This is a genomic window from Izhakiella capsodis, assembly GCF_900115045.1.
GTDB lineage: Bacteria > Pseudomonadota > Gammaproteobacteria > Enterobacterales > Enterobacteriaceae > Izhakiella > Izhakiella capsodis.
This window is the reverse complement of sequence record NZ_FOVC01000003.1, coordinates 31,717-56,180: the sequence shown is the minus strand read 5'-3', so window position 1 is coordinate 56,180 and position 24,464 is coordinate 31,717. Positions and strand designations below refer to the sequence as shown.

Annotated in this window: 18 protein-coding genes and 1 pseudogene; 6 read left to right on the top strand and 13 right to left on the bottom strand. The window is 51.4% G+C overall.

The annotated features are described in order from the left end of the window. Nucleotides 1-15: 15 nt before the first annotated feature. On the top strand, nucleotides 16-801 hold the full coding sequence (locus BM191_RS17075; protein WP_230479532.1) for an acid phosphatase: 786 nt from the start codon (nucleotides 16-18) through the stop codon (nucleotides 799-801). Between the two features lie 439 nt (nucleotides 802-1,240). Here BM191_RS17075 and hemL read toward each other — a convergent pair whose 3' ends face one another. The 8 genes from hemL to BM191_RS16765 all read right to left on the bottom strand — a co-directional run bounded on the left by hemL (nucleotide 1,241) and on the right by BM191_RS16765 (nucleotide 11,688). Continuing rightward, on the bottom strand, nucleotides 1,241-2,524 hold the full coding sequence (gene hemL, locus BM191_RS06315; RefSeq protein ID WP_092876289.1) for a glutamate-1-semialdehyde 2,1-aminomutase: 1,284 nt from the start codon (nucleotides 2,522-2,524) through the stop codon (nucleotides 1,241-1,243). A 514-nt stretch (nucleotides 2,525-3,038) separates the two neighbouring features. Further along, complete coding sequence (locus BM191_RS06310; RefSeq protein WP_092876287.1) at nucleotides 3,039-3,302, bottom strand: hypothetical protein; 264 nt, start codon at nucleotides 3,300-3,302, stop codon at nucleotides 3,039-3,041. 777 nt (nucleotides 3,303-4,079) lie between these two features. Beyond that, nucleotides 4,080-4,652 carry a class I SAM-dependent methyltransferase gene (locus BM191_RS06305; protein WP_092876285.1) on the bottom strand — a complete coding sequence of 191 codons (573 nt, stop codon included), beginning with the start codon at nucleotides 4,650-4,652 and terminating at the stop codon, nucleotides 4,080-4,082. Between the two features lie 83 nt (nucleotides 4,653-4,735). Then, nucleotides 4,736-6,139, bottom strand: coding sequence for a heavy metal sensor histidine kinase (locus tag BM191_RS06300; protein WP_092876283.1), 1,404 nt, complete (start codon nucleotides 6,137-6,139; stop codon nucleotides 4,736-4,738). After that, nucleotides 6,123-6,824 carry a heavy metal response regulator transcription factor gene (locus tag BM191_RS06295; protein ID WP_092876281.1) on the bottom strand — a complete coding sequence of 234 codons (702 nt, stop codon included), beginning with the start codon at nucleotides 6,822-6,824 and terminating at the stop codon, nucleotides 6,123-6,125. Before BM191_RS06295 ends, BM191_RS06300 begins: the two co-directional genes overlap by 17 nt. Further along, the gene (locus BM191_RS06290) at nucleotides 6,824-9,901 is read right to left on the bottom strand and encodes an efflux RND transporter permease subunit (protein WP_092876279.1); all 3,078 of its coding nucleotides are present in this window, start codon (nucleotides 9,899-9,901) and stop codon (nucleotides 6,824-6,826) included. Before BM191_RS06290 ends, BM191_RS06295 begins: the two co-directional genes overlap by 1 nt. Next, on the bottom strand, nucleotides 9,901-11,031 hold the full coding sequence (locus BM191_RS06285) for an efflux RND transporter periplasmic adaptor subunit (protein ID WP_092876277.1): 1,131 nt from the start codon (nucleotides 11,029-11,031) through the stop codon (nucleotides 9,901-9,903). The genes BM191_RS06290 and BM191_RS06285 overlap by 1 nt, the downstream gene beginning before the upstream one ends. A 492-nt stretch (nucleotides 11,032-11,523) precedes the next feature. Beyond that, nucleotides 11,524-11,688, bottom strand: a complete 165-nt coding sequence (locus BM191_RS16765; protein WP_177203301.1) for a hypothetical protein — start codon at nucleotides 11,686-11,688, stop codon at nucleotides 11,524-11,526. Nucleotides 11,689-12,025: 337 nt separating this feature from the next. Between BM191_RS16765 and clcA the strand changes: the two genes are divergently transcribed. After that, nucleotides 12,026-13,438 carry a H(+)/Cl(-) exchange transporter ClcA gene (gene clcA, locus BM191_RS06275; RefSeq protein WP_092876275.1) on the top strand — a complete coding sequence of 471 codons (1,413 nt, stop codon included), beginning with the start codon at nucleotides 12,026-12,028 and terminating at the stop codon, nucleotides 13,436-13,438. Nucleotides 13,439-13,520: 82 nt separating this feature from the next. Next, complete coding sequence (erpA, locus tag BM191_RS06270) at nucleotides 13,521-13,865, top strand: iron-sulfur cluster insertion protein ErpA (RefSeq protein WP_092876273.1); 345 nt, start codon at nucleotides 13,521-13,523, stop codon at nucleotides 13,863-13,865. Nucleotides 13,866-14,004: 139 nt separating this feature from the next. Here the strand turns inward: erpA and btuF are convergent. Together btuF and mtnN are read right to left on the bottom strand one after the other, a co-directional pair. After that, a pseudogene (gene btuF, locus BM191_RS06265) lies at nucleotides 14,005-14,834 on the bottom strand (vitamin B12 ABC transporter substrate-binding protein BtuF). Nucleotides 14,835-14,871: 37 nt separating this feature from the next. Then, nucleotides 14,872-15,570, bottom strand: coding sequence for a 5'-methylthioadenosine/S-adenosylhomocysteine nucleosidase (mtnN, locus tag BM191_RS06260; protein WP_092876270.1), 699 nt, complete (start codon nucleotides 15,568-15,570; stop codon nucleotides 14,872-14,874). A 143-nt stretch (nucleotides 15,571-15,713) separates the two neighbouring features. On the opposite strand from mtnN, the gene dgt reads away from it, so the two are divergent. The 3 genes from dgt (at nucleotide 15,714) to BM191_RS06245 (ending at nucleotide 20,140) form a co-directional block, all read left to right on the top strand. Beyond that, nucleotides 15,714-17,219 carry a dGTPase gene (gene dgt, locus BM191_RS06255; protein WP_092876268.1) on the top strand — a complete coding sequence of 502 codons (1,506 nt, stop codon included), beginning with the start codon at nucleotides 15,714-15,716 and terminating at the stop codon, nucleotides 17,217-17,219. Between the two features lie 151 nt (nucleotides 17,220-17,370). Further along, on the top strand, nucleotides 17,371-18,795 hold the full coding sequence (gene degP / locus BM191_RS06250; RefSeq protein WP_092876265.1) for a serine endoprotease DegP: 1,425 nt from the start codon (nucleotides 17,371-17,373) through the stop codon (nucleotides 18,793-18,795). Nucleotides 18,796-18,982: 187 nt separating this feature from the next. Then, complete coding sequence (locus tag BM191_RS06245) at nucleotides 18,983-20,140, top strand: CdaR family transcriptional regulator (protein WP_092876263.1); 1,158 nt, start codon at nucleotides 18,983-18,985, stop codon at nucleotides 20,138-20,140. A gap of 28 nt (nucleotides 20,141-20,168) precedes the next feature. On the opposite strand, the gene BM191_RS06240 is transcribed toward BM191_RS06245, so the two are convergent. The 3 genes from BM191_RS06240 to glnD form a co-directional block, all read right to left on the bottom strand. Continuing rightward, complete coding sequence (locus BM191_RS06240; RefSeq protein WP_092876261.1) at nucleotides 20,169-20,561, bottom strand: DUF3461 family protein; 393 nt, start codon at nucleotides 20,559-20,561, stop codon at nucleotides 20,169-20,171. 231 nt (nucleotides 20,562-20,792) lie between these two features. Beyond that, a complete protein-coding gene (dapD, locus tag BM191_RS06235; protein WP_092876259.1) occupies nucleotides 20,793-21,617 on the bottom strand; it encodes a 2,3,4,5-tetrahydropyridine-2,6-dicarboxylate N-succinyltransferase in 825 nt (274 codons plus the stop codon). Nucleotides 21,618-21,700: 83 nt separating this feature from the next. Further along, nucleotides 21,701-24,328 (bottom strand): bifunctional uridylyltransferase/uridylyl-removing protein GlnD, encoded by a 2,628-nt coding sequence (gene glnD, locus BM191_RS06230; RefSeq protein WP_407927863.1) that lies wholly within the window; start codon nucleotides 24,326-24,328, stop codon nucleotides 21,701-21,703. Between the last annotated feature and the right edge of the window lie 136 nt (nucleotides 24,329-24,464).

Here is a 24,464-nt window from a genome sequence, read left to right as displayed (position 1 = left end):
AACTAAGGAATAGAAATGAAAAAATCAGCATTGAGCGTAGCACTTTTTGCCGCATGTGGTCTGTTTATTACCACATCAACCTTTGCCGCCGATCAGTCAGGGAAAGACGCCGAAGTAACATGGCACAAGATGACCGGGCCAACTTTTCACGATGCGGCTCAGGCCTTCAGTAGCAAAGCTTATCTGCCGCCGCCGCCGAAAAAAGGCGACCCGCTGTTTGCGCTGGATATTGCTGAGTATAAAGCGGGCTACGCGCTGAAAGGTACACCGCGCTGGAAGCAGGCTACCGTGGATTCAGATATGAGCACGCCAAACGTGGCCCGCATTTTTTCCAAACCTTTTGGCTTAACGATCTCGCCGGAAACCACGCCGGCACTGTATCGGATCATGGATTATCTCAACGTAGATAGCGGCGACTATGCACCGGAAACGGCCAAGAAGTTTTATCTGCGTGAACGTCCTTTTGTTTACTTCAAACATCATACCTGCCAGCCGCTGGCGGAGGAGAACTCCATCCGAACTAACGGTTCTTACCCCTCAGGTCATACGGCCTATGCCACCAACATTGCGCTGATCCTGTCTCAACTGCGTCCGGATCGTGGCGACGCGGTGTTGAAACGTGCATGGGAGTATGGACAGAGCAGGGTTATTTGCGGTGCACACTGGCAAAGTGATGTGAATGCCGGGCGTTTCGTAGGCGGGGCTGAGTATTCACGTCTGCAAAGCATACCGGCGTTTCAGAAAGAGATGAAACAGGCACAGGAAGAAGTTAATCATCTTCTGAAAGAACAGCATGAGTAACATTGGCCGCTGAGGATTCAGCGGGGAGAATCCGCGTACTAATAGTAGCGCGTTGAGAACGTCGTCGTTGGCGGTTGCACCTCGCTGGATGCCTTAATGCAATGCGACGGGGACGCGCTGGTCTGTCTGCGTCTGCGACAGAGGGATATCAGCAATGTGTCTGATAGCAAACACATTGCCAGTCGTTAACAGACCGCTACTGGCGCTACGATTGCCAGATTGTTGCCAGTGTGCGTTTCCGCTTCTGATGCACAGACGAGCGCAATTTTTTGCGCCCGTCTGGCAGAAAATCATCCCATGTTCACGTGTTCCGACATGCAATCTTCAGGCTTAACGAAGCAGAGTTCAGCGTACCAAAGGAAGCCTCTGGCGGGCTGTTCGTCATTGGCAATTCAGCGCTTTATGGTCACTACAAGCTCCACGTAGTAAAAGCGAGTCGTTACGTTAATTTAGCAAACACCCGCCGGGCGGCAGCAACGGTGTCATTGATGTCCTGCTCATTGTGTGCAAGTGACATAAATCCAGCTTCAAACGCGGAAGGCGCCAGATAGACGCCTTGTTCCAGCATCAGATGGAAGAAACGCTTAAAGCGCTCCACGTCGCAGCGGGTAACATCCGCGTAGCAGGTGACGCGCTCGGCCTCGGTGAAAAACAGGCCAAACATGCCGCCAACGTTGTTAACCACCAGCGGAATGCCGTGCTCTTTGGCTGCATCAAGCAGGCCCTGAGCCAGCTGGTTGGTCAGCCCAGTTAGTGTTTCGTATACGCCGGTTTGTTTCAGCTCGTTGAGGCAGGCATAGCCCGCAGCCATCGCGATGGGATTACCCGAGAGAGTTCCTGCCTGGTAAACCGGGCCGGTCGGCGCTAATGCCATCATGATATCGCGGCGTCCGCCGAACGCGCCGACCGGCATACCGCCGCCGATAATCTTACCAAGACAGGTCAGGTCGGGCGTGACGTCATACCACTCCTGGGCGCCGCCCAGCGCTACGCGAAAACCGGTCATCACCTCATCGATAATCAGCAGTGCGCCAAATTCATCGCACAGACGGCGCAGGCCGGGTAAAAACGCCGGCTCCGGTGGTATGCAGTTCATATTGCCAGCAACCGGCTCGACGATGATGCAGGCTATCTCGTGTGGATGCTGAGTAAAAGCGGCGCGAACTGAGCTGAGATCGTTATAGGTGCACGTCAGGGTATGTTTAGCAAAGTCGGCGGGTACGCCGGGAGAGTTTGGCTGGCCCAGCGTTAGCGCACCGGACCCGGCTTTAACCAGCAGATGGTCAGCATGGCCGTGATAGCAGCCTTCGAACTTGATTAGCTTATCGCGGCCGGTAAAACCGCGCGCCAGACGAATAGCGCTCATGGTTGCTTCAGTGCCGGAGTTTACCATTCGCACCATATCCATGCTGGGAACCAGCTCGGTGACCAGACGGGCCATATCCACTTCCATCGCTGTTGGCGCGCCAAAGCTAAGCCCGTGGGTTGCGGCCTCAATGACTGCGTTGCGAATAGCGGGATGGTTGTGGCCCAGTACCATTGGACCCCATGAACCCACGTAGTCAATGTAGGCGTTATCGTCTGCATCGTACAGATAGGCACCGTTGGCGCGTTCAATAAACAGCGGTACGCCACCCACGCCGGTAAATGCACGTACCGGCGAGTTAACGCCGCCGGGAATGAGCTGCTGCGCCTGTGCAAACAGTTTTTCTGACTTACTCATGAGATCGCTCCTGAATCCGGGGAAGAGATATTACGCTCATTCTAAGAAATGCGGCGGGGTGGGGGAAGGGCTGATGGCATGACGGTTTTTTTAAATAGGAAATTTTCATCGTTTACGCCTTATCATGACTGAAGATTTCTTCAGATAAGGGCCCAAACTGCGTGATGTCTCGCAATGAGTACACATTTCGGCTTACAACCACGGAAAATGCATGTCAGGGACGCGTGGCTCGAACGAACAGGAATTCTTTTAATGGGAATGATATCGTTATGTTTGCCCGCAGTAACGGTATACGAAACCCCGAACGTCCTCGCCTGATGTTATCCGTAAAAACACGTCTGAAACTGCCCGACTGTCCGATATGTTAAGGGGGGGTAAGCCCCCCTGCGATTATCGATTAGTTTTCAACAGACCACTTACGTCAGTCGCTTACGGCCAGCGCGGCAATCATCAACACAATGCAATACCGTCAGGCATACTCACCACAGCCCGGTTAGTGTCTATCACTACTTTTCTATCCAACGAAAGAGGTTTTATTAGAGGTGTTATGTTGCTGATGCTTTCTGTTCTGTTTAGCAAGCTGATGTGAAGAACCCGTATTTATGGGAGTTAAATCAAAGGGATAGTCTGCATGCTCTTTATTCAGATCGGGATGCCAGGATACCGGTGAAAGTATCCAGGTTCCTCCCACCTTATTCACGCCTGCTTCGGCGACGCTTTGACCTGATGTGAATAATGTAGAAACCAGCAGTACCAGATAAATCATATTTCGTTTCATTGTGAGTGCTCCAGAAAAAATATCTTAGGTAGTTTGATTATCCTGGATGAGCAGTGACATGATGCAGTCTCAGGTATGACAATACTGTCATATTCGCATTACTCTCTCTTGGTTATTAATCTGCGATATAGCGAGAAACATATTGCAGTGGGTGTGAATACAGCAGCGGTGCGTAGTTTATGCTCTGAAACTGTGGTTTGGCTTAAATAGCCATGCGGCAACCTAGCTATTTAAACTTTTTTTCATTTTCTAATCGGAATGTAATATTCCACGTGGGATTTATTACCAAATAATCCTATTTATTTTCTCTGGGGGGTTGGATATAAGGAAATATTATTCCCGACAATTATTTTGCTGCTAAGGGTAGCGACCTTAATGGAAGGTGGAGCCTGTTGTGGATACCTGCAGAGGTTCGGGTCAGGAAAGCATCATCGGCTGATAGTATTGCGCCGTCGTATTGCAGGGCGTGGCATCAACCTGGCGCAGGTGAAGTCCAGTAAATATGGCGCAGAGCCGTGCTACGGATTTTTGAGGGATGGGAATATAGCGAGCGACTGTTTTTATCTGCTTAACGGCCAGGGTGCGGTCTAAGGAGCGGCTCAATGATAAGGATTTATTAGCGCTTTTCCCTTTGATGAAGCAGTGCGGTTAAATGCGCTAACTGCTATTCCACTCGTTCATTTTATCTCCGTTTTATAAGGAGCCTTATTATTGCATCCGCAAAGGCGTGGGAAGATAATAAAAAATAATTTCGTCCCCATACACTTAACTGAATTTTTATTTTCGTAGCGTACAGACATAGACCAGCGCCGGAGGTATGTTTTTTAACACCATTACACGCTGCCAGTCAAAATAGCGTGAGAGTAATTTTTCTGAAAATGGGCTGTACTGGAACTGGATAAATGTTCCCTGCGGTGACAAGTTGTGCTGGACCTGATGCATAATGCGTGTCACGACACGCAGCGGCATCGATAGCAGTGGCAGGCAGGAGAAAATAGCATCATAGGGGCGGATAAGCTGTTCTGCTGAGGCCGCAACAACGTTTAGCCTTTTGTTATTAATGGCCTGCAACTGTGGAATGAACTGTGGGTTAATCTCATAGGCATCCAACTGTGCGTCTGGGTGCATGCGCCACAGTACTTTTTTCGTCAGTACCCCGCTTGCCGAACCCAGTTCAGCAATAGTGAAAGTTTCGCTCCAGTCAATCTGGTTCATCATCGTGCGGCACAGGGTAGCAGAAGAGGGGATCACCGATCCCACCGTACGCGGAGAAGCGAGAAACTGACGAATATAGGATGTATAGACGTTAGACGTTGTTTTCGGGAGATCGGGTAAAGCGCGAGTTTGCATAGTATCCTCCATGGGGGAAGTGAATAGCGCGTATTATCCCCCTCTGGTAATGACCTGCACTCAACGGCCGCATGACAATCCTGTCATCTTAATGTGTTCTGTGGCAATACCAGTGTAAAACAACTACCTTTGCTTTCTTCACTGGTAACGATGATTTTACCGCCGTGCATTTCTGCGATAGTTTTTACCAGCGATAGCCCCAGACCGGTATTTTCAGCCTTGCTGCGGGCATCATCTCCCCTGTAGAAACGGTCAAAAATATGCGGCAAGTGCTCGTTGCTAATCCCTTCGCCGTTATCCTTCACGCTGAGCAATACCTCGTTATCTTTCTGTATTGCACTGAGCGTAATACAGCCCCCAACGGCAGTATGGCGTAACGCGTTAGACAACAGATTAGAAAGTGCTCGTTGTAAGTGAATTGGATCGGCGAAAAATGTCACATCACCTTCGCTGTTCAGGATAATTTGCTTCTCTTCTGCCAGCACGTCATAAAAATTCACCAACCGGGTAAACTCCGTTACACTGTTGAGTTGCTCAAGATGCAGCGGCTCACGACTGTTGTCAGCACGCGCCAGAAACAGCATGGAGGAGATCATCCGCGACAGGTGTTCTCCTTCCTCAACAATCGCGGCCAGGGTTTCGTTATATTCCTGCGGGCTACGGGCTTTGCTCTGCGTCACACTGGCAGCAGAGACAAGGTTATTGATCGGTCCGCGTAGCTCATGAGCAATATCTGAGGAAAAGCGGTTGAGCCGGGTAAAGGATGCCTCCAGCCGCATCATCATTCCATCGAATGAAGTAGAGAGAGTGTTGAGCTCCGAGGGCCACGCCTGGGAGGATAGCCGGGTATGCAAATCTTCAGCATGAATATGGGCGATTTCGTGACTCATGGTACGCAGTGGCGATAGCCCCCGTCTGGCAAGCCAGTAGCCAATAGCAGCAAACAGTACAATAGCCAGCGCGACGGCGCCCTGCATCCGTCCCCAGTAATCTTCAATTATCTGATTGTTTTGTGAAACATTAAGTGCAGCTTGTACCAGCCACTGATGATTGTCTTTAAGCGTAAAACTGGTGGAGGCTATCAGGTACTTCTCCCTGATATCATGATTACGGTAACGCCATGAAGTATAATTAAATGCTTTTGAGGGTGCAGGGAAGTCCTTCCGTGGCACCCGCATATTTTGCGACTGTGCCCATACTTTACCATCCGCGCTGATAATGCGTAGAGACAGTCGCTCCTGCCGTGCCACGGACTCAAACAACTCCTGTTGCCAGAGATCTTTTGAACCCTGCCGCTCGCTGATCGTGGTCGCAATTTCCTGTTGGAAATGCAGCGTACTGCGCAGCTCGTCCTCGTCCTTCTGGGTGAGCTGGCTACGCATAGTGGAATAAAGTAGGCCGGAAACACTGTACAGTACCAGCCCCATAGCGATGGAAAAGTAGAGCGTTAATCGTAAAGTAATGGGGTAATTACGTGGAAGCAGCATTGTTTCGCTCTTCCAGCACATAACCCGCGCCGCGCAGTGTATGTAGCAACTTTAGCTCATAGCCATCGTCAATTTTGCTGCGTAAGCGGCGGATCGCAACGTCAATAACATTTGTCTCCGGATCGAAATTCATATCCCATACCTGCTCCGCCAGTACCGTTCGTGACAACACTTCACCGCGGCGGCGCATGAGCAGGCTGAGCAACAGAAACTCTTTTTGGGTCAGCTCAATCCGTTTGCCGCTCCGTGATACGCGGTGCTTAAGGAAATCAAGTTGCAAATCGCTTATCTGCATGACTGACTCCTCCGCAGGGGAAGTCGCTACCGACTGCCTGCGCATAATCACCCGCACGCGCGCCAGTAGCTCACTGAAGGAGAACGGTTTAATCAGGTAATCCTCCGCGCCGAGTTCCAGGCCCCGCACCCGATCGTCAACATCGTCGCGTGCGGTCAGAAACATGACCGGCGTCAGCTTATCGGCCTGCCGCGCCAGTTCGAGGATTTTCCAGCCGTTCATCCCTGGTAGCATCACGTCGAGGATCGCCAAATCGTATTCATTAGTCAGCATATAATGCAGACCGTCAACGCCATCATTGGCGACATCTACGACAAAATCGTTCTCTTTTAGCCCTTTGGCAATATAGTCAGCGGCCATCGTTTGGTCTTCGACCAGCAGTAACCTCATTATGCCTCCACCCGCTCACAAAGCGGCGTTTGCTTGCCTGCGCTACGATCGAATAACAGATATAATACCGGGGTAATAAACAGGGTCACAAGCTGTGAGAATACTAATCCGCCAACCACTGTAACGCCCATCGGCTGACGTAGTGCAGACCCGGCTCCCCAGCCAAATGCAATCGGTAACGCCCCCATCATGGCACACATCGTCGTCATCATTATTGGCCGGAAACGCAGAATACAGGCCTGAATTATCGCGTCATGTGGCGATAATCCTTGAGTGCGCTGAGCAACAAGGGCGAAGTCAATCATCATTATGGCATTCTTTTTCACGATACCTATCAGTAGCAGAATGCCAATCATGGCGATAAAGGTCAGATCGAGATGTAGCAACCGTAGCGCCAGCAGTGCGCCGACAGCAGCGGATGGTAAACCGAGCAGGATCGTAAGCGGATGGACCCAGCTCTCATACAGCACACCCAGAATCACATAGATAACGGCCAATGCCATCACAATCAGCCAGATCTGGCTGGTCTGGGATTGCTGATACAGCGCAGCCTGCCCGGCATAGCTACCAAACACGGAATTCGGCATCTTGATCTCTTTCTGCACCTGGCTAATGGCGCGCGTGGCGTCAGACAGCGATTTACCCGGTGCCAGATCAAAAGATACCGTAATTGCCGGAAGTTGCCCCTGATGATTTACCGCCGTAACCCCCAGACTGCGCGTGATGTGAGTAAAGGTGGTTATCGGCAATAGCTGGTTAGACGACGATCGCACATAGATGTTCGACAAATCGCTCTCGTTTTGCCGGAATGCTTTACTGAGCTGCATGATCACCTCATAGCTGTCTTCCGGCGCATAAATCGTTGACACCTGCTGCGTACCAAAGGCGGCATACAGATTACTGCGGATCTGATTAATATCGACTCCCATCAGCGAGGCTTTGTTACGATCGATACGTAGATTCGCCTGTAAACCGTCAAGTTGCGCATCACTGTTAACGCCAACAAATACGCCGGTTTTTTTCATTCCGGCCATCAACGTGTTTGCCCAGTTATTTAACGATAGTCCGTTGCTGCTATTGACCGACTGCAGCGTGTATTGATAGGTGCTTTTTGCTGCGCGGCCACCTATCTTCAGATTCTGTACTGCGCTGAAGAACGGCGTTATTCCTGGCATGTAATTGGTTTCGGCGCGCATTCTCGTAATGACCTTCGCCATCGGTGGGCGCTGAGACTGATCTTTCAGCGTTAACATTAGCTGTGTGGTGTCGTGATCGACCTTCGACAGCACCGTACTGACTGCCGGGTCAGCAAGCAGCGTTTTGCCCAAACGCTCCGCTACCACCACTCTTGCTGCATAGGACATATCCTGCGGCGTATCAATATTGACCGTCAGCAGACCAAGATCTTCTTGCGGAAAAAATCCCTTTGGCGCAGTGATATATAGCACAGTAGTCAGGATCACTGTGGTCAGTGCTGCCAGTATCACCCACAATTTATGTTCTACTGCCCAGTACAGCGCCCGGGTATAGCTGCGCAGCATTGCGGCAAAGCCGCGTTCGAAAGCCTTACTCCAGGCCGGCTCTTGCACTTGCGTAGGCTTCTTTTTAATCAGCATCGGCACCAGCAGCGGGATCAGCGTCAGCGATGCTGCTGCTGAAACGACAATCGCCAGTGAAACTACCCAGGCAAACTCATGAAATAACAAGCCTAAGGTTCCGGGCATAAAGAAGATAGGAATAAACACCGCTACCAGCGACAACGATATCGACATGACAGTGAAAGCCACCTCACGCACGCCCAGTAGGGCGGCGCGCCAGCTCGTCTCCCCTTGCTCCCGATAACGCATAATATTTTCCAGCACCACAATGGCATCATCCACCACCAGACCAACGGCAATTGTCAGACCCATCAGCGAGATGTTATCAAGGCTCATGCCCAGTACATACATCAGCGCGAATGCCCCTAGCAGTGATACCGGAACGCTCAACGCCGGGATAAGCGTGGCACGGAAGTGTCGCAGGAACAGCATGATAACCATGATGACCAGCCCAATGGTCAGCACCAGTGTGATATTGACGTCATGTATCGCCTGGCGAATCGACACCGAGCGGTCATTAAGGAGCCGCATTCTGACCGAGGAGGGCATCTGCGCCTGCAGTTTGGGCAGCAGCTGCTTAATGGCGTCAATCGTGGAAACAATGTTTGCGCCTGGTTGGCGGTTAATACTCAACACAATAGCTGTATGACCGTTCACTGAGCTGTGGCTAAGTGTATTTTCGATGCTGTCCTGTACGTTGGCGATATCAGATAAGTGAATCGGATGTCCATTACGGGTGGCAATAATCACCTTGGCGAAATCGGCCGCATTCCTCAGATCGCCGCTCGTTTGTAGCATAATCATCTGTCGCTGGCCGTCCAGCTCGCCGATTGGCGAGTTGGAGTTGGCCGCTTTCAGTGCTGCTTGCACATCGGTGAGCGTGAGGCCCGCTGCGGCCAGCTTGTTCGGATCAACTTCCACCCGTACGGCATAACGTTTTTCGCCAATCACCGTCACTTCCGCCACGCCTGGAACGGTCGACAGCGCTGGCGAAATCAGGGTATCGACAAAACGGTCAAGGTTGGGGAGCGTCATTGATGGTGAATCGATAGCGATTGCGGCAATAGGTGCGTCGGCGGGATTGATCTTACGAAACGAAGGGGGGGTCGTCATCTGCGACGGCAGCTGTTTCATCGACTGATAGAGCGCCGACTGCACGTCTACGGCAGCAGAGTCAATATTTACCGATGAATCAAATTGAAGCACGATGCTCATTTCGCCCTGCTCACTTGCAGAGGTCATCATCGATAGCCCTGGCACTGTTGACAGGTTTTTCTCCAGCGGCGTCGCCACCGACGATGCCATGGTTTGCGGGCTGGCGCCAGACAATAACGCATCAACCTGGATAACAGGCATGTCAAACGATGGCAGCGCCGCTACGGGCAGTTTTGTCCAGCAGATTGCACCGGTAACAATCACCGTCAGCCACAGCAATATGACGGCAATCGGGCGCGAAAGGCAGCGTTCAGCAAATTTCATTAATTTTGCCCCACGGTCATCGCTTTCCCCACGACCTTAACGCTCATTCCTGGCCAGAGGTTATTACCACCTTCCACGACCACGTTCTCTCCTACTGTCACACCCTGGACGATTGCCATTCCCTGCTGTATGCGCAACAGTTTGACGGGGCGCGTGAATGCCTTATCCGCACTATCGACCAGATAAACAAATTGCCCCTGAGGACCGTTTTGTACAGCCTGGGGAGGAAGCACGACGGCATTTTGTGAACCCGCATCAATATGGACGACCTTATAGGTTCCAGGCCACAGTAAATTGTTGGAATTTGAGAATTGCGCCTTGAAGGAGATTGTGCCGGTATTGGTGCTGACGGCGTTATTGATAAAATTCAAATCCCCCGCGACCGCCTCTCCACGGGCATTTTTTACCCATACTTTTACCGGATCTTTTGATTGCGCAGAGAGTACGGCATTCAGATCAGCTTCCGGCAATGTAAACGAGACACCAATGGGATCGAATTGGTTAATGGTCACCATAGGAAGGCTACTTCCGGGCTGCACCAGACTTCCGGTATGTACGTTTAACGCCCCCGTTTTCCCGGATACCGGCGCATAAATACGCGTATAGCCAAGCTGCACCGCGGCAGTGCGGATATCCTGCTCTGCGGCATTACTTTGCGCACTATATTGCTGTACTGCACTTTTTAACGTATCCCAGTCAGAAGCCGAAATATAATGACGTGCTTTCAGGTCACGGCCTCGGGCGAGATCCTGCTGAGCTTTAACCAGTAATGCGTGGGATTCAGCAAAAGTTGCATTCGCGTGTCGCAATGATGCCTGCTGAGTACTGTCGTTCAAGGTAAACAATAGCTGCCCTTGTTTAACAAAATCGCCCTCTTTAAATGCCACTGACTTCACCGTTCCGTCGACCTGCGGCTGAATGTCTGCCTGATTTAGCGTGACGACATGCCCTTGTGTGGAAAATATAAGGGGAACCGACACGCTCTTCACTTGGGTCAGGCTGACGAGCGGTGCCGCTGTTTTATTTGCAGGCGCGGCATTATTGCTGTGACGAAAAATAAAAAAATAGAGAAGAAAAGCTGCCAATATCAGGCTGATAATAATCAGAGGCTTTGGGCGTGATAATTTCATAATGATTCACTTTCGGAGAAAAAGGGCATCATTCTATCCGGGGCGTCTCGACAGGGATCTGTTAGATAAATGACAATAATGTCATCTGATATAGCCGGATGGCTTTACACGACGTTTAACGACAGGCCTGACGATGCAGGGCTGCAGACAGGATAGGTCAACAGATAAGCAATAGTTGTATTTCAATTTAACCTGCCATGACATGGCTGGTGAAGGCTGAGTCGTAGTGAGATACCGGCCTGTATCAGACTATTTTCATAATAGACAATCATAAGAGGATCGTGCGGATTGACCTGATGATGCACCATCGACTGGCGTCGGTTGATCAGAAGAAATTGCCTTGTTTGCGGCACTGCGTGTTAATGAGGTGCATGGGTTGAATGGCAGCACATCAACAGGGCTTAAACGGCCGATGGAAGCGGTCGAAAATGGCAGCGGTTGACGGTTTTGTCCGATCATCTAAAGCTGCATAATGACTGGCGGCATCCGACGCTATAAAAGCGGGTTATAGGTACTGACATTTTCACGCCGGTCGTGAGTGTCGGCAACCAGCAGGGCTATATCCTGTGGCTGCTGAGTACCAGTACTGGTCAGATCGGATATTCTGACGACCGCCGCATTGCGCTGCAGAAAATATAACTGTGGACAGAGTTGCAAGTACTATTGCACCTGGCGCTGACAATGGAAACAGGATCTCAGTCAGTTGAAAAATGAATAACCAGCGACTCGGGTTGAGCCTTACTTTCACGCCAGCTGGCTAATTTCGAACCGGTACTAACACGATCACTGCTGGAAGACATGGTGGAGCAGTGTGACGCAAAACCGCTGAAATCAGAACATTGTTTAACCATCAGCTGGAGGCAGCCCGCACGGCGATCTGACAGAATACTGGTGGCCGGTATACCGAGATGACGATGTTGATTTACAGTTAATATGAGCAGAAATTCACGCTGACTACGAGTCGGAGGGATTTCGATTGCGAGCCGTGACAACGATGAACAGCAATACAAAATCACCTGAAGATCAGAAGGTCAATGCGCTACGTCGTACAGATTTCCTTCGTCTGGTACTGCGCCGAGACCATACGCCGATAAAAATACTGATGTTAGCGGCGCTGGTCGGTATTTTAGCTGGCCTACTCGGCGTAGGCTTTGAAAAAGCGGTTAATGCGATCATCGCGTGGCGACTGGGGATAGTATCCCACCGCGGGTATTGGTATCTACTCAGTGCTTCACTGGTCGTTATTATCTCCGCGCTTTTGGCGATGATCGGTTACTGGCTGGTACGTCGGTTTGCTCCGGAGGCCGCAGGGTCGGGTATTCCGGAGATTGAAGGCGCGCTGGAGGAGCTGCGACCAGTACGCTGGTGGCGGGTTATTCCGGTTAAATTCATCGGCGGTTTAGGTACACTCGGTGCTGGTATGGTGCTGGGACGGGAAGGGCCAACGGTTCAGATGGGCGGTAATCTTGGCCGTATGGTGGTCGATATATTTCGTATCAAACACCCGGAAACGCGCCATACGCTGCTGGCAACGGGGGCTGCCGCGGGCTTGTCAGCGGCGTTTAATGCGCCGCTTGCGGGCATTTTATTTATTATCGAAGAAATGCGCTTGCAGTTTCGTTACAGCCTGATCTCGATCAAGGCTGTATTTCTTGGCGTGGTCATGTCTTGTATTGTCTACCGGCTTTTCAACGGTGCCGGGGCGGTAATCGCAATGGGACGTCTGGGTGAAGCTACAATCAAATCACTCTGGCTTTATCTGCTGCTGGGACTGTTGTTTGGTGCCGTTGGTGCCGGTTTCAATAAGATGGTCTGTTGGATGCAAGATCGCTTTCTCGCTTTTCACAGTCGCGGGATGCGCTATACGTTATTAGCCGGAGCATTACTGGGAGGGCTTTGTGGCCTGCTGGGGATGATCGAACCTGAGGCTGCTGGTGGTGGTTTTAATCTGATACCGATGGCCGCGGCAGGTCATTATGCTCTCGGGACCCTGATGTTTATTTTTATTTCTCGTGTGGTAACCACGCTGCTGTGCTTTTGCTCCGGCGCTCCCGGCGGTATTTTTGCGCCGATGCTGGCGCTCGGAACGTTAGGCGGTACTGCATTTGGTATGGCCTGCAGCGCGCTATTACAAAGCTGGTCACTTGATCCCGGTACGTTTGCCATTGCCGGCATGGGGGCATTGTTCGCCGCATCGGTGCGTGCGCCGCTAACGGGTATCGTTCTGGTACTGGAAATGAGCGATAACTATCAGCTTATTCTTCCGATGATTATTACCTGCTTTGGCGCAACGCTGGTGGCACAGTTCTGCGGCGGTCAGCCGCTCTATTCGACACTGTTGGCTCGTACGCTTGCAAGGCAGCCAAAGCCGGAGAGCACCGCACAGGCTGCTCATTCTGGTCAATAATCAAACTTGCCAGCAAGGGGTGGGTAGCGGATAATAATTCGATGATGGTCGCGCTGCGGCCTGCAGTAGAATGGAGTAAGATATGAGTGACGATCTCGCGCTGCCCCTGCAATTTACCGAAGCAGCCGCAAAGAAAGTGAAAAACCTGATTGCTGACGAAGAGAACCCTGAGCTAAAACTGCGGGTTTATATCACCGGCGGTGGATGCAGTGGATTCCAGTATGGTTTTACCTTTGACGACCAAATTAACGACGGCGATATGACCATTGAAAAAGCGGGTGTAGCGCTGGTGGTTGACCCTATGAGCCTGCAATATCTGGTTGGTGGCTCGGTCGATTACACGGAAGGTCTGGAAGGTTCACGTTTTATTGTGACCAATCCAAATGCAAAAAGTACCTGCGGATGTGGATCCTCTTTTAGCATCTGATTAAGAACGCCTGAGCAATCCTCGGGCGTTAACATCTCACCTCTTTTATTGTGCTCAGCCGCTCTCGTTTTAGGTCCTGGTGTCGAAAAACTCTAAGGATGCAATAAACAGCGCAATAACTATCCCGGCCGTCTTACTCTTATCTATCGGCGATTTGTTGGTATGCTTTAATCAGCGCCGGCTGTTTTTTGTTGTTATTGTGCGGCGCGATAGATTGTAGCCGCTGACATAGCGATTGCGCAGCCAGCAGAATGCGCGGGCCAGCGCGGCTAAACCAGTCGTCATGGATAGTGATGATTGGCACTGTCAATTGGTGAGACCAGAAGGCCCGAATTGACGACATAAGCTGATCATCGCCGACAGCAATGATCAGCTCTGGATGACGTGTTAGCACTTGTTCACGGCTAACCTGTGGCCAGGGTGTCGGACTTTTAGCAAAGATATTATCGTCGCCGCAAAGCTAAACCACTTGATTTTGTATGGTATTGCCAGCAGTGGTGAACATCGGACGCAGACCGAATTGCAGAAAAACCTATCGATGCATCGGGTTAGCATAGCGTCGTGTTAATTCGCTGAGCTGCGCGTTCAGTCGACTGGCTTCCCGGTATGCCCGTGCCGGATCGGGACACTCCAATGCGCCAGGTTGCGCACACTCTGAACAACTTCCTGCAACGTTTCCGGTTGCAGCCATATCACCTTGACCCCCAGTTTTTCCAGCAGATTGATCTGACGCTGCGGATTACCACCACGCCATGCCAGCACGATATCGGGTTTCAGCGTGAGAATGCGCTCGACGTTAATACCCTGCCAGCTAGCGACGTGCTCAATTTTAGTGGCGGCGGCTGGAAAATCAGAATAGCTGCTGAAGCCTATCGGGGTAATTCCGGCGGCGAAAGCCAGTTATGTTAGCGCCGGGGCCAGCGTTATGACCCGCGGTGCGCTCTGTCCGGGTATCGCCAGGGCCAGCATAATCAGACCCGTACAGGCGAAAAACACGCCGGGTAATTTAACCACGGCTGAGATGGGTCAGCAGGGTTTCTACCATCAGAGAAGATTGTTTGGCAGCGGTCACCAGAAATTCGTCAAAACTCAGACGAGACTCACGGTCAGCCACATCCGAAATGGCGCGGATGACGACGAAAGGTATGCCAAATTGATAGCAGACGTGGCCAATTGCGGCCGACTCCATTTCAACGGCAATAGCCTTGGGGAAGGTCGAACGAATACGCGTCAGCGGCTCGGCACCGTTGATGAACACATCGCCGCTGACGACCAGACCGCGTACAGCATGTAGCGACAGCTGTGCGATGCAGTGTTCGGCAGCAACGATCAGCTTCTCATCAGCGTTAAATGCCGCTGGGCAGCCTGCCATTTGGCCGGGTTGATAACCGAAGGCCGTGACGTCGGCATCGTGATAGCGTACTTCCTCAGAGACGACAATATCGCCGACGTTCAATGATGGTGCCAGTCCACCGGCTGAGCCTGTGTTGATAATCAGGTCCGGTTTGCACAGCTCCAGTAACAAGGTGGTGCCGAGTGCGGCGGAGACTTTTCCGATACCAGATTTAAGCAAGGCAACTTCAACGCCATTGAGCATGCCGGTATAAATTTCGCAACCGGCCAGTGCTAAGGTCTTGCGGTTTTCGATCTTCTCGCGCAGCAGGGTAACCTCTTGTTCCATTGCGCCAATAATGCCTGCTTTCATAGCGTTACTCTCTCGATTTCATAAATTTCTTAGGGATTCGCCACATAGTTTATCAGTAGCTGGTGACAGGACACAGCCTGAAATGGCAGCATGCTCTTCAGGCAGCATGCTGAGTCAGATATGCGCAGACTAAGGAGCCTAAAATGAGCGGGATCGATTTCAGGAAAAAAATCAGCTATCTGCGCCGTTACCGGACAGTCCGGGTCGTTAAAGATGAACATGAAATTTTACGCATTTTTGAAAGCGATCGCGGAAGAATAATCAATTCTGCTGCAATACGTCGCTTACAGCAGAAAACTCAGGTTTTTCCGCTTGAGCGGAATGCAGCGGTGCGGTCCCGTCTGACTCATTCGCTGGAAGTGCAGCAGGTGGGGCGCTACATCGCTAAAGAAATCCTCACCCGACTAAAAGAGCAGCAGGGGCTGGAAAAATTCGGGCTGGAAACGCTGACAGGTCCTTTTGAAAGCGTGGTTGAGATGGCCTGTCTGATGCACGATATCGGCAATCCACCGTTCGGCCATTTCGGAGAGTCCGCCATCAATGACTGGTTTCGGGAGCAGCTTGCCCATCGCTGGCCGGAAGGGCTGATTGCTGAAGATCCCTGCAAAGTAGTCATTCTGCGTTATCAAGAAGATGGCCTGAACGATCTCCGTGCAAAGATTCGTCAGGATTTGAGTTTTTTTGAAGGTAATGCTCAGGCCATTCGCCTGGTGCATACCCTGATGAAAATGAATCTGACATGGGCGCAGGTTGGCTGCATTTTTAAATATACCCGCCCGGCCTGGTATCGCGGCGATCTGCCTGCCAGCCACAGCTATTTGATGAAAAAGCCCGGGTATTATCTGGCGGAAGAAGAGTGCATTTCTCATCTGCGTAATGCGCTTGAGCTGGAAAAATATAGCCGCTTCCCGTTAACCTATATTATGGAGGCAGCGGATGATATCTCTTATTGCGTTGCCGATCTCGAAGATGCGGTAGAAAAAAATATCTTTACCGTCGAGCAGCTCTATCAGTATCTTCATCAACTCTGGCCTCGGCATCAAAAAGGCGACCTGTTTGATTTAGTCGTTAATAATGCACAGGCTAAATCCAAAGCAAATCACCTGAGTCGCAGCAGTGAAGATCAGTTCTTTATGTATTTACGGGTCAACACCGTTGCCTGCCTGGTGCCCCAGGCCGCCGGTTGTTTCATCGCTAACCTTGAGGCAATCTATCACGGTAATTTAAATCAGGCTCTGCTGGAGGATGAGAGTCCCCACAGCCTGCTGCTGGGTATATTTAAAAAGGTTGCTATTCGCCACGTATTTAATCATCCGGACGTTGAACAGTTAGAGTTACAGGGTTACAGGGTTATCAGGGGGCTACTGGATATCTACAGTCCATTGTTAAGGTTAACGCACATTGAGTTTACCGAGCTGGTTGAAAACGATGTGTTAAAAAATTATCCGATTGAAACTCGCCTTTATCATAAGCTATCAACGCGCTTTCGCCTGGCCTACAGTGAAGCGGTGGCGAAGCTCAGTCCGCTGGCCGATGATTTCCCCCTGTGGGAATATTATTATCGTGCGCGTCTGATTCAGGATTATATCAGTGGCATGACAGATCTTTACGCCTGGGATGAATATCGCCGACTGATGGCGGTGGAATAATGGAGGTAGCGATGAAGGGGTTTGTAAATTTAAAATATAAATTTTTACTTTTATTAAATAGTTAAACATATTCTAAAGGATAAAAATTAACGTTCACCTTCACGGCCAGCAAAATGGTCTTGCTATCAGACACAGTAAGAGATAAAGACGAATGAAAAAGAACGCGTTAGTTTGCAGCGCTCTGGCTTTGAGCCTGTTTATGGCGATGAGTCCGCTAAGCGCATCCGCCGCCGAAACGGCCTCTTCCTCCAGCCAGCAACTGCCCAGCCTGGCACCGATGCTGCAAAGAATTATGCCCTCAGTCGTGAGTATCAGCGTTGAGGGGAGTACGACGGTACAAACGCCGCGTCTGCCTCAACAATTCCAGCAGTTTTTCGGCGACAATTCGCCTTTCTGTGTTGATGGCTCGCCTTTCCAGAGTTCCCCAATGTGCCAGGGCGAGAATAGTGGGGGGGGGACGCAACAGGAAAAATTCCGCGCATTGGGTTCCGGCGTGATAATCAATGCTGATAAAGGCTATGTGGTGACGAACAATCATGTGATTGCTAACGCTACTAAAATACACGTTCAGACCAGCGACGGTCACAGATATGAAGCTAAGGTGATCGGAAAAGATCCACAAACTGATATCGCTTTGCTGCAACTGAAAGATTTCAAAAACCTGACTGCGATTAAGATCGCGAATTCAGATAATTTGCGTGTAGGTGATTATGCTGTGGCTATCGGCAACCCTTACGGCCTTGGCGAGACGGTGACGTCCGGCATTGTTTCCGCACTGGGTCGTAGCGGCCTGAATGTTGAAAATTATGAGAACTTTATTCAGACCGATGCGGCGATCAACCGCGGCAATTCCGGCGGTGCGCTGGTTAACCTTAACGGCGAATTGATCGGGATTAATACCGCTATTCTGGCACCTGATGGCGGTAACATTGGTATTGGCTTTGCCATCCCAAGCAATATGGTGACAAACCTGACCGCGCAAATGATCAAGTATGGTGAAGTTAAGCGCGGTGAGCTTGGCATTATGGGTACTGAGTTAACGTCTGATCTGGCCAAGGCGATGAAGGTAAACGCCCAGCGTGGTGCCTTTGTCAGCCAGGTTCTTCCTGACACCTCGGCGGCAAAAGCAGGGATTAAAGCCGGTGATGTGATCGTTTCAATCAACGGTAAGCAAATTTCCAGCTTTGCCTCACTGCGCGCTGAAATAGGGACGCTGCCTGTAGGAACTAAACTTGCGCTGGGACTGCTGCGTGACGGGAAGCCGATGACGGTGGATGTGACATTGCAGCAGAGCTCCCAGGCTAAGATCGCCTCGGGCAATATTTTCAAAGGCATCGAAGGTGCAGAGCTGGGTAATTACGATGAAAAAGGCGTGTTGGGTGTTAAGATCGACAACGTTAAACCCAATTCTGCTGCTGCCGGTATTGGCCTGCAAAAGGGCGATATCATCCTTGGCGTTAACCAGCAGCCGGTGCATAACCTCGGCGAGCTGCGCAAAGTTTTTGACAGTAAACCATCAGTGCTGGCGTTGAATATTAAGCGCGGCAATACTTCTATTTACCTGCTGATGCGGTAAATTCTGAGGCGACCGGTTCCGTTTTCGGTCGCCTTTTCTTTTCATCATTCCTGCTGCACTTTTCCTTTCCCTTGGCTTATTGCCAGACGCTTCATGCAAATGCACAATACCAGATTGATAATCAGGCCTTATTAACAGGCGAAGCGCGTGCTTGTGCTGGGGCCCTTAATTCTGGCAGGAACGACCAATGGCTACTGACCACCTGGACGCACGTCTGGCACAGGATATTGTCGCCCGTACCATGCAAATCATCGATAGCAATGTTAACGTCATGGATGCACATGGACGGATTATTGGCAGCGGTAATTGTGAGCGTATTGGCGAGCTGCATGAAGGCGCACTGTTAGCCCTTTCACAGGGCCGTATTGTTCATATCGACGAAGGTGTGGCGCGCCATCTGCACGGCGTGCGGCCGGGGATTAATCTGCCAATGCGTATTGACGGAGAGATCGTTGGCGTTATCGGCCTTACCGGCGATCCTGTGAGCTTGCGCCACTACGGCGAGCTGGTGTGCATGGCTGCCGAGATGATGCTGGAACAAGCCCGATTGCTTCATATGCTGGCACAGGACAGCCGTCTGCGGGAGGAGCTGGTGCTTAATCTGATCCGCAGTGAGACGCCACCGCCGACGCTAACCGAATGGGCACAACGTCTTGGTATCGATCTGAATCAGCCGCGTCTGGCGGCGGTTGTGGAGGTTGATAGCGGACAGCTGGGTGTTGACAGTGCTATGGCGGAGTTACAACAACTGCAAACGCTGTTAACGACGCCAGATCGCGATAATCTCATCGCCATCGTTTCGCTGACCGAAGTCGTGGTGCTCAAACCGGCACTCAATGCGCACGGTCGCTATGATGCCGGGGATCATCGTAGGCGGGTTGAGAGCCTGATGGCGCGCATGAAAGAGCGCGGTAACCTGCGTATACGTATTGCGCTGGGAAATTATTTTACCGGGCCGGGCAGCATCGCACGCTCCTATCGCACGGCGCAGACCACGATGCTGGTGGGCAAGCAGCGTATGCCGGAGCAGAGAAGCTATTTCTATCAGGATTTGATGCTGCCGGTGCTGCTGGACAGTCTGCGTGGCGGTTGGCAGGCCAATGAGCTTGCCAGCCCGCTGGCGAAGCTGAAATCAATGGATAATAACGGCTTGTTGCGGCGTACGCTACGGACGTGGTTCAGCAATAACGTTCACTCTTCCGCGACGGCTAAAGCACTCTATATTCACCGTAATACCCTGGAGTACCGCCTTAATCGCATCTCAGAGCTAACCGGTCTTAACCTCAGCCAGTTTGATGATCGGCTGCTACTGTACGTTGCGTTGCAGCTCGATGAGCAGCCGTAAAGAACAAGTCAGCGTAGGGGAAAAAGCATTAGCGACCGTTGCTGGTCAGTTTTTCCAGGTCAGCTTCGATTTCTTTTATCTTGTGAGTGACAACGCTTTCCAGATGTTGCAGGTCATTGAGTATCTTACGTTTGAGATCGATTTCAATCTGATCGCGCAGGCAGAGCTGATCAAGTTCATCGATAACATAACGCAGATTCGGGCTTATTTCCTGAACTTCTTTATAGCCTTGTCCAATGCCATCAGAAACCACGGTTTTACGTTGACGTGGATATTTGAACTTAACGCTTTTGGCGAAGAACTCATCTTTATCCTTACGGAAGTAAATTTTCAAAATATCGTTGTTGGCTTCCTGACGCAGGCTGTAACGGTCAATGTCATCAGGGTTGGCGATACCCTGGCTTTTTAGACTGTCGTACATGAAAGATATCCAGATAAAAAAACAGGATGCAGCGCTATGTGTACTGATATTATTTGACTACGTACTTCTCTGGTTAGCAGTGAAACTACGCGGCTTGATTCGGGAATACACATTATGAATTGAGTGAAAAATAAACGCCAGATATAAATTGCCGTCACAATAAGCGCGGGCTGTCAGACAGGATCTACAGAGCAGGTCCCTCTGCCAGCGTTGGCCAGCAGAGGGGGACGATTAATCAATACTGCGTAGTAGTTCGTTAATGCCTACTTTACCACGGGTCTTTTCATCAACCTTCTTAACGATAACTGCACAATATAAGCTGTAACTGCCGTCTTTAGAAGGCAGATTGCCGGATACCACTACCGATCCCGCGGGTACGCGTCCGTAGTGAACTTCACCGGTTTCACGGTCGTAAATTTTGGTGCTCTGACCAATATAAACACCCATTGAGATCACCGCGCCTTCCTCTACAATCACTCCTTCAACGATCTCTGAGCGTGCGCCAATAAAGCAGTTATCTTCAATGATCGTCGGATTGGCCTGTAATGGCTCCAGTACGCCGCCAATGCCAACGCCGCCGGAAAGGTGGACGTTTTTACCGATTTGCGCACATGAGCCAACGGTAGCCCACGTATCGACCATCGTACCTTCATCGACAAAGGCGCCGATATTGACGTATGATGGCATCAGTACGGTGTTTCTGGCAATGAATGCACCCTGACGTACCGCTGCGGGCGGCACCACGCGGAAGCCCTCTTTTTTGAAGCGAGCGTCGTCATAGTTGCTGAACTTCATAGGAACTTTATCGTAAAAACGGCTTTCAGCGCCCTCAATCATCTGATTGTCATGAATGCGAAAAGAGAGCAAAACTGCTTTTTTCAGCCACTGATGAGTCACCCACTGGCCGTTAATTTTTTCGCAAACACGCAGCGTGCCGCTGTCCAGCAGCGCCAGAGTCTGGGTAACGGCTTCACGGGTGACAGTATCAACGCTGGATGGCGTAATTTCAGCGCGACGCTCAAAGGCGCTCTCAATAACACTCTGTAATTGTTGCATGGGTCTCTTCCTGAAATGTCATCACTGCAGTAACCGACTAAGGCAGCCGGCTGCCAGTGACCGATTAAAAAAACAAATCGCCATCACACTTTATCGTTTGGATTAAGGGCCTCTGTCAACCGTTGTCGCAGGGTCTGGCATAATTTGCTCTCCAGCCCACGCCGATCGGCGTTGGCCAGGATAAATAAATCTTCAACCCGTTCGCCGATAGTACTGATGCGGGCTCCGTGCAGCGAGATGCCCAAATCGGAAAATACTTCACCGACACGCGCCAGCAGACCGGGCTGGTCGAGCGCAACCAGCTCCAGATAGGTACGTCGCTCAGTATGGGTAGGTAGAAAATTGACCTGGGTATCAACATTGAAATGACGTAAACGGGAGTATGGCCTGCGTGGACGAGGTGCCTGCCAGTTAGTTTGGGTGATGGCCTGTTCTAAATCCCGGGCGATTTGCACATGTCTGTCAGGTGCCAGTGGATTGCCATCAGGCTCCAGTACGATAAACGTGTCCATCGCCATACCATCGCGACTGGTGAAAATCTGTGCGTCATGGACGCTAAGATTACGCCTGTCCAGCTCACCTGCCACGGTGGCGAACAGGTAAGGTTTGTCCGGGCTCCAGATGAAAATTTCTGTGCCGCCGCGTGTCGCTTGTGGACTGACCAGAACCAGCGGCTGGTCCAGCTCGTGCTGAAGCAGACTCCGCGCGTGCCAGGCTAGCTGATGGGGGCTGTGACGTAAAAAATAATCGGCGCGGCAGCGGCTCCAGATACGGCTCAATGCCTGCTCATCAATATTATCCATACGTAATAGTGACAATGCCTGCAAACGATGGTGGCGTACGCGTTCGCGTAAATCCGGGCTGTTCTCCATGCCACGCCGCAGCTGCTTCTCTGTGGCGAAGAATAACTCCCGCAGCAGGCTTTGTTTCCAGCTGTTCCACAGCGTTCCATTTGTGGCGCAAATATCAGAGACGGTCAGGCAAATAAGATAGCGCAGGCGATTTTCGTTACCGATAGTTTCGGCAAAGTGCTGGATAACCGTGGGGTCCTGAATATCACGGCGCTGTGCGGTGACAGACATCAACAGATGATGGCGCACCAGCCAGGAAACCAGCTGTGCTTCACGTGGATTCAGGCCGTGGAGTTCGGCGAACTCCTGTGCGTCCTGGGCGCCAAGAACCGAATGATCGCCGCCGCGCCCTTTAGCAATATCGTGAAACAGCGCCGCCATCAGCAGTAGTTCAAGCTGCGGAAGGCGTGTCCAGAGCTCAACGCAAAGTGGGTGAGCCGGGCGGGTTTCTTCGCGTGAAAAACTCTCCAGCTTTTGCAGCACGCGAATGGTATGTTCGTCGACGGTATAAGCGTGAAACAGATCGAACTGCATCTGGCCGACAATGTTGCTCCACTGCGGCATATAGGCCCATAGCACGCTGTGCCGGTGCATCGGCACCAGCGCGCGGCTGACCGCGCCGGGATGGCGCAAAATGGCCATAAACAGTCTGCGGGCTTCGGAGTAATTGCACAAAGGCTGCGTCAGATGGCGGCGCGCGTAGCGAAGCTGACGTAGGGTTGACGAGTAGATGCCGGTAATGTCGGCATTGCGCACCATAATATGAAACATGCCCATGATAGCCACCGGATCGCGCTCAAATAGCGTCTCATCTGACAGGTCTATCAGGCTGCCTCGCAGCTGGAATTCGTTATCCAGCGCGTACGGTTTTTCGGTCGGTTTCAGCGCAAGAATGGCCTCTTCGAATAGCTGCAGCAGCATCTGATTTAGTTCGCCCACGCGGCGCATAACGCGGTAAAAATCCTTCATCATGCGCTCGATCGGCTGATTGCCCTCACCTGAATAGCGTAGCCGCTGCGCTACGCTTAGCTGGCGATCAAACAGCAGACGATTATCACAGCGCGACAGTAAAAGATGCAGGGCGAAACGCACACGCCAGAGAAAATCCTGACATTCATTGAGTTCGTTGCGTTCTGCTTCAGTCAGAAAGCCGAAGCCGACCATTTCATCAAGCGAGGTGGCCCCAAAATGTCGGCGCGCGACCCAAAGCAGGGTGTGAATATCGCGCAGGCCACCGGGACTGCTTTTGATATCGGGCTCCAGGTTATAGCTGGTACCGTGATAGCGTTGATGTCGCTCCTGCTGCTCAGCGAATTTAGCGGCAAAAAAATGCGGAGAAGGCCAGAAACCATCACTGAATACGTGTTTTTGCAGTTCAAGATACAGCGCCACGTCGCCGGTAAGCATACGTGACTCAATAAGGTTGGTTGCCACTGTTAAATCGGACAGGCCCTCCAGCAGGCACTCTTCCAGGCTGCGCACGCTGTGGCCAACTTCCAGTTTGAGATCCCAAAGCAGCGTAATTAGCTCGCTGCTGCGCTGCGCTGCACTGCCGTCTAAGGGGGCACGGCTAAGGATCAGTAAATCAATATCGGAGAGTGGGTGCAGTTCGCCACGCCCGTAGCCACCCACTGCGACCAGCGCAACGTTCTGGTCATTTTCAAACCCAAGAAAACGCCACAGACGACGCAGCAGATGATCAATAAACAGCGTGCGGGCACCAATCAGCGTTTTGACATCCACACCGGCATCAAAGGCCAAGGCCAGCTGCTGTTGAAAAAGTTCCAGTTGCAGCCTGAGTCGATCGCGCGTGAGTACGTCGTCATGCCAGTCCAGCGGCGCAGAGATAAAGGCGTTCATGCAACCTGGTTCAGTTTGCTTGATACTCATAACGGCGCAACTCCGGTGGATTCACTGGTCTGTCTGGGTGCCTAAAAACCGGTCAGTACAATGGCGAATAGATCATTGATGCCGATAACCGAGTCGCACTTTTGTC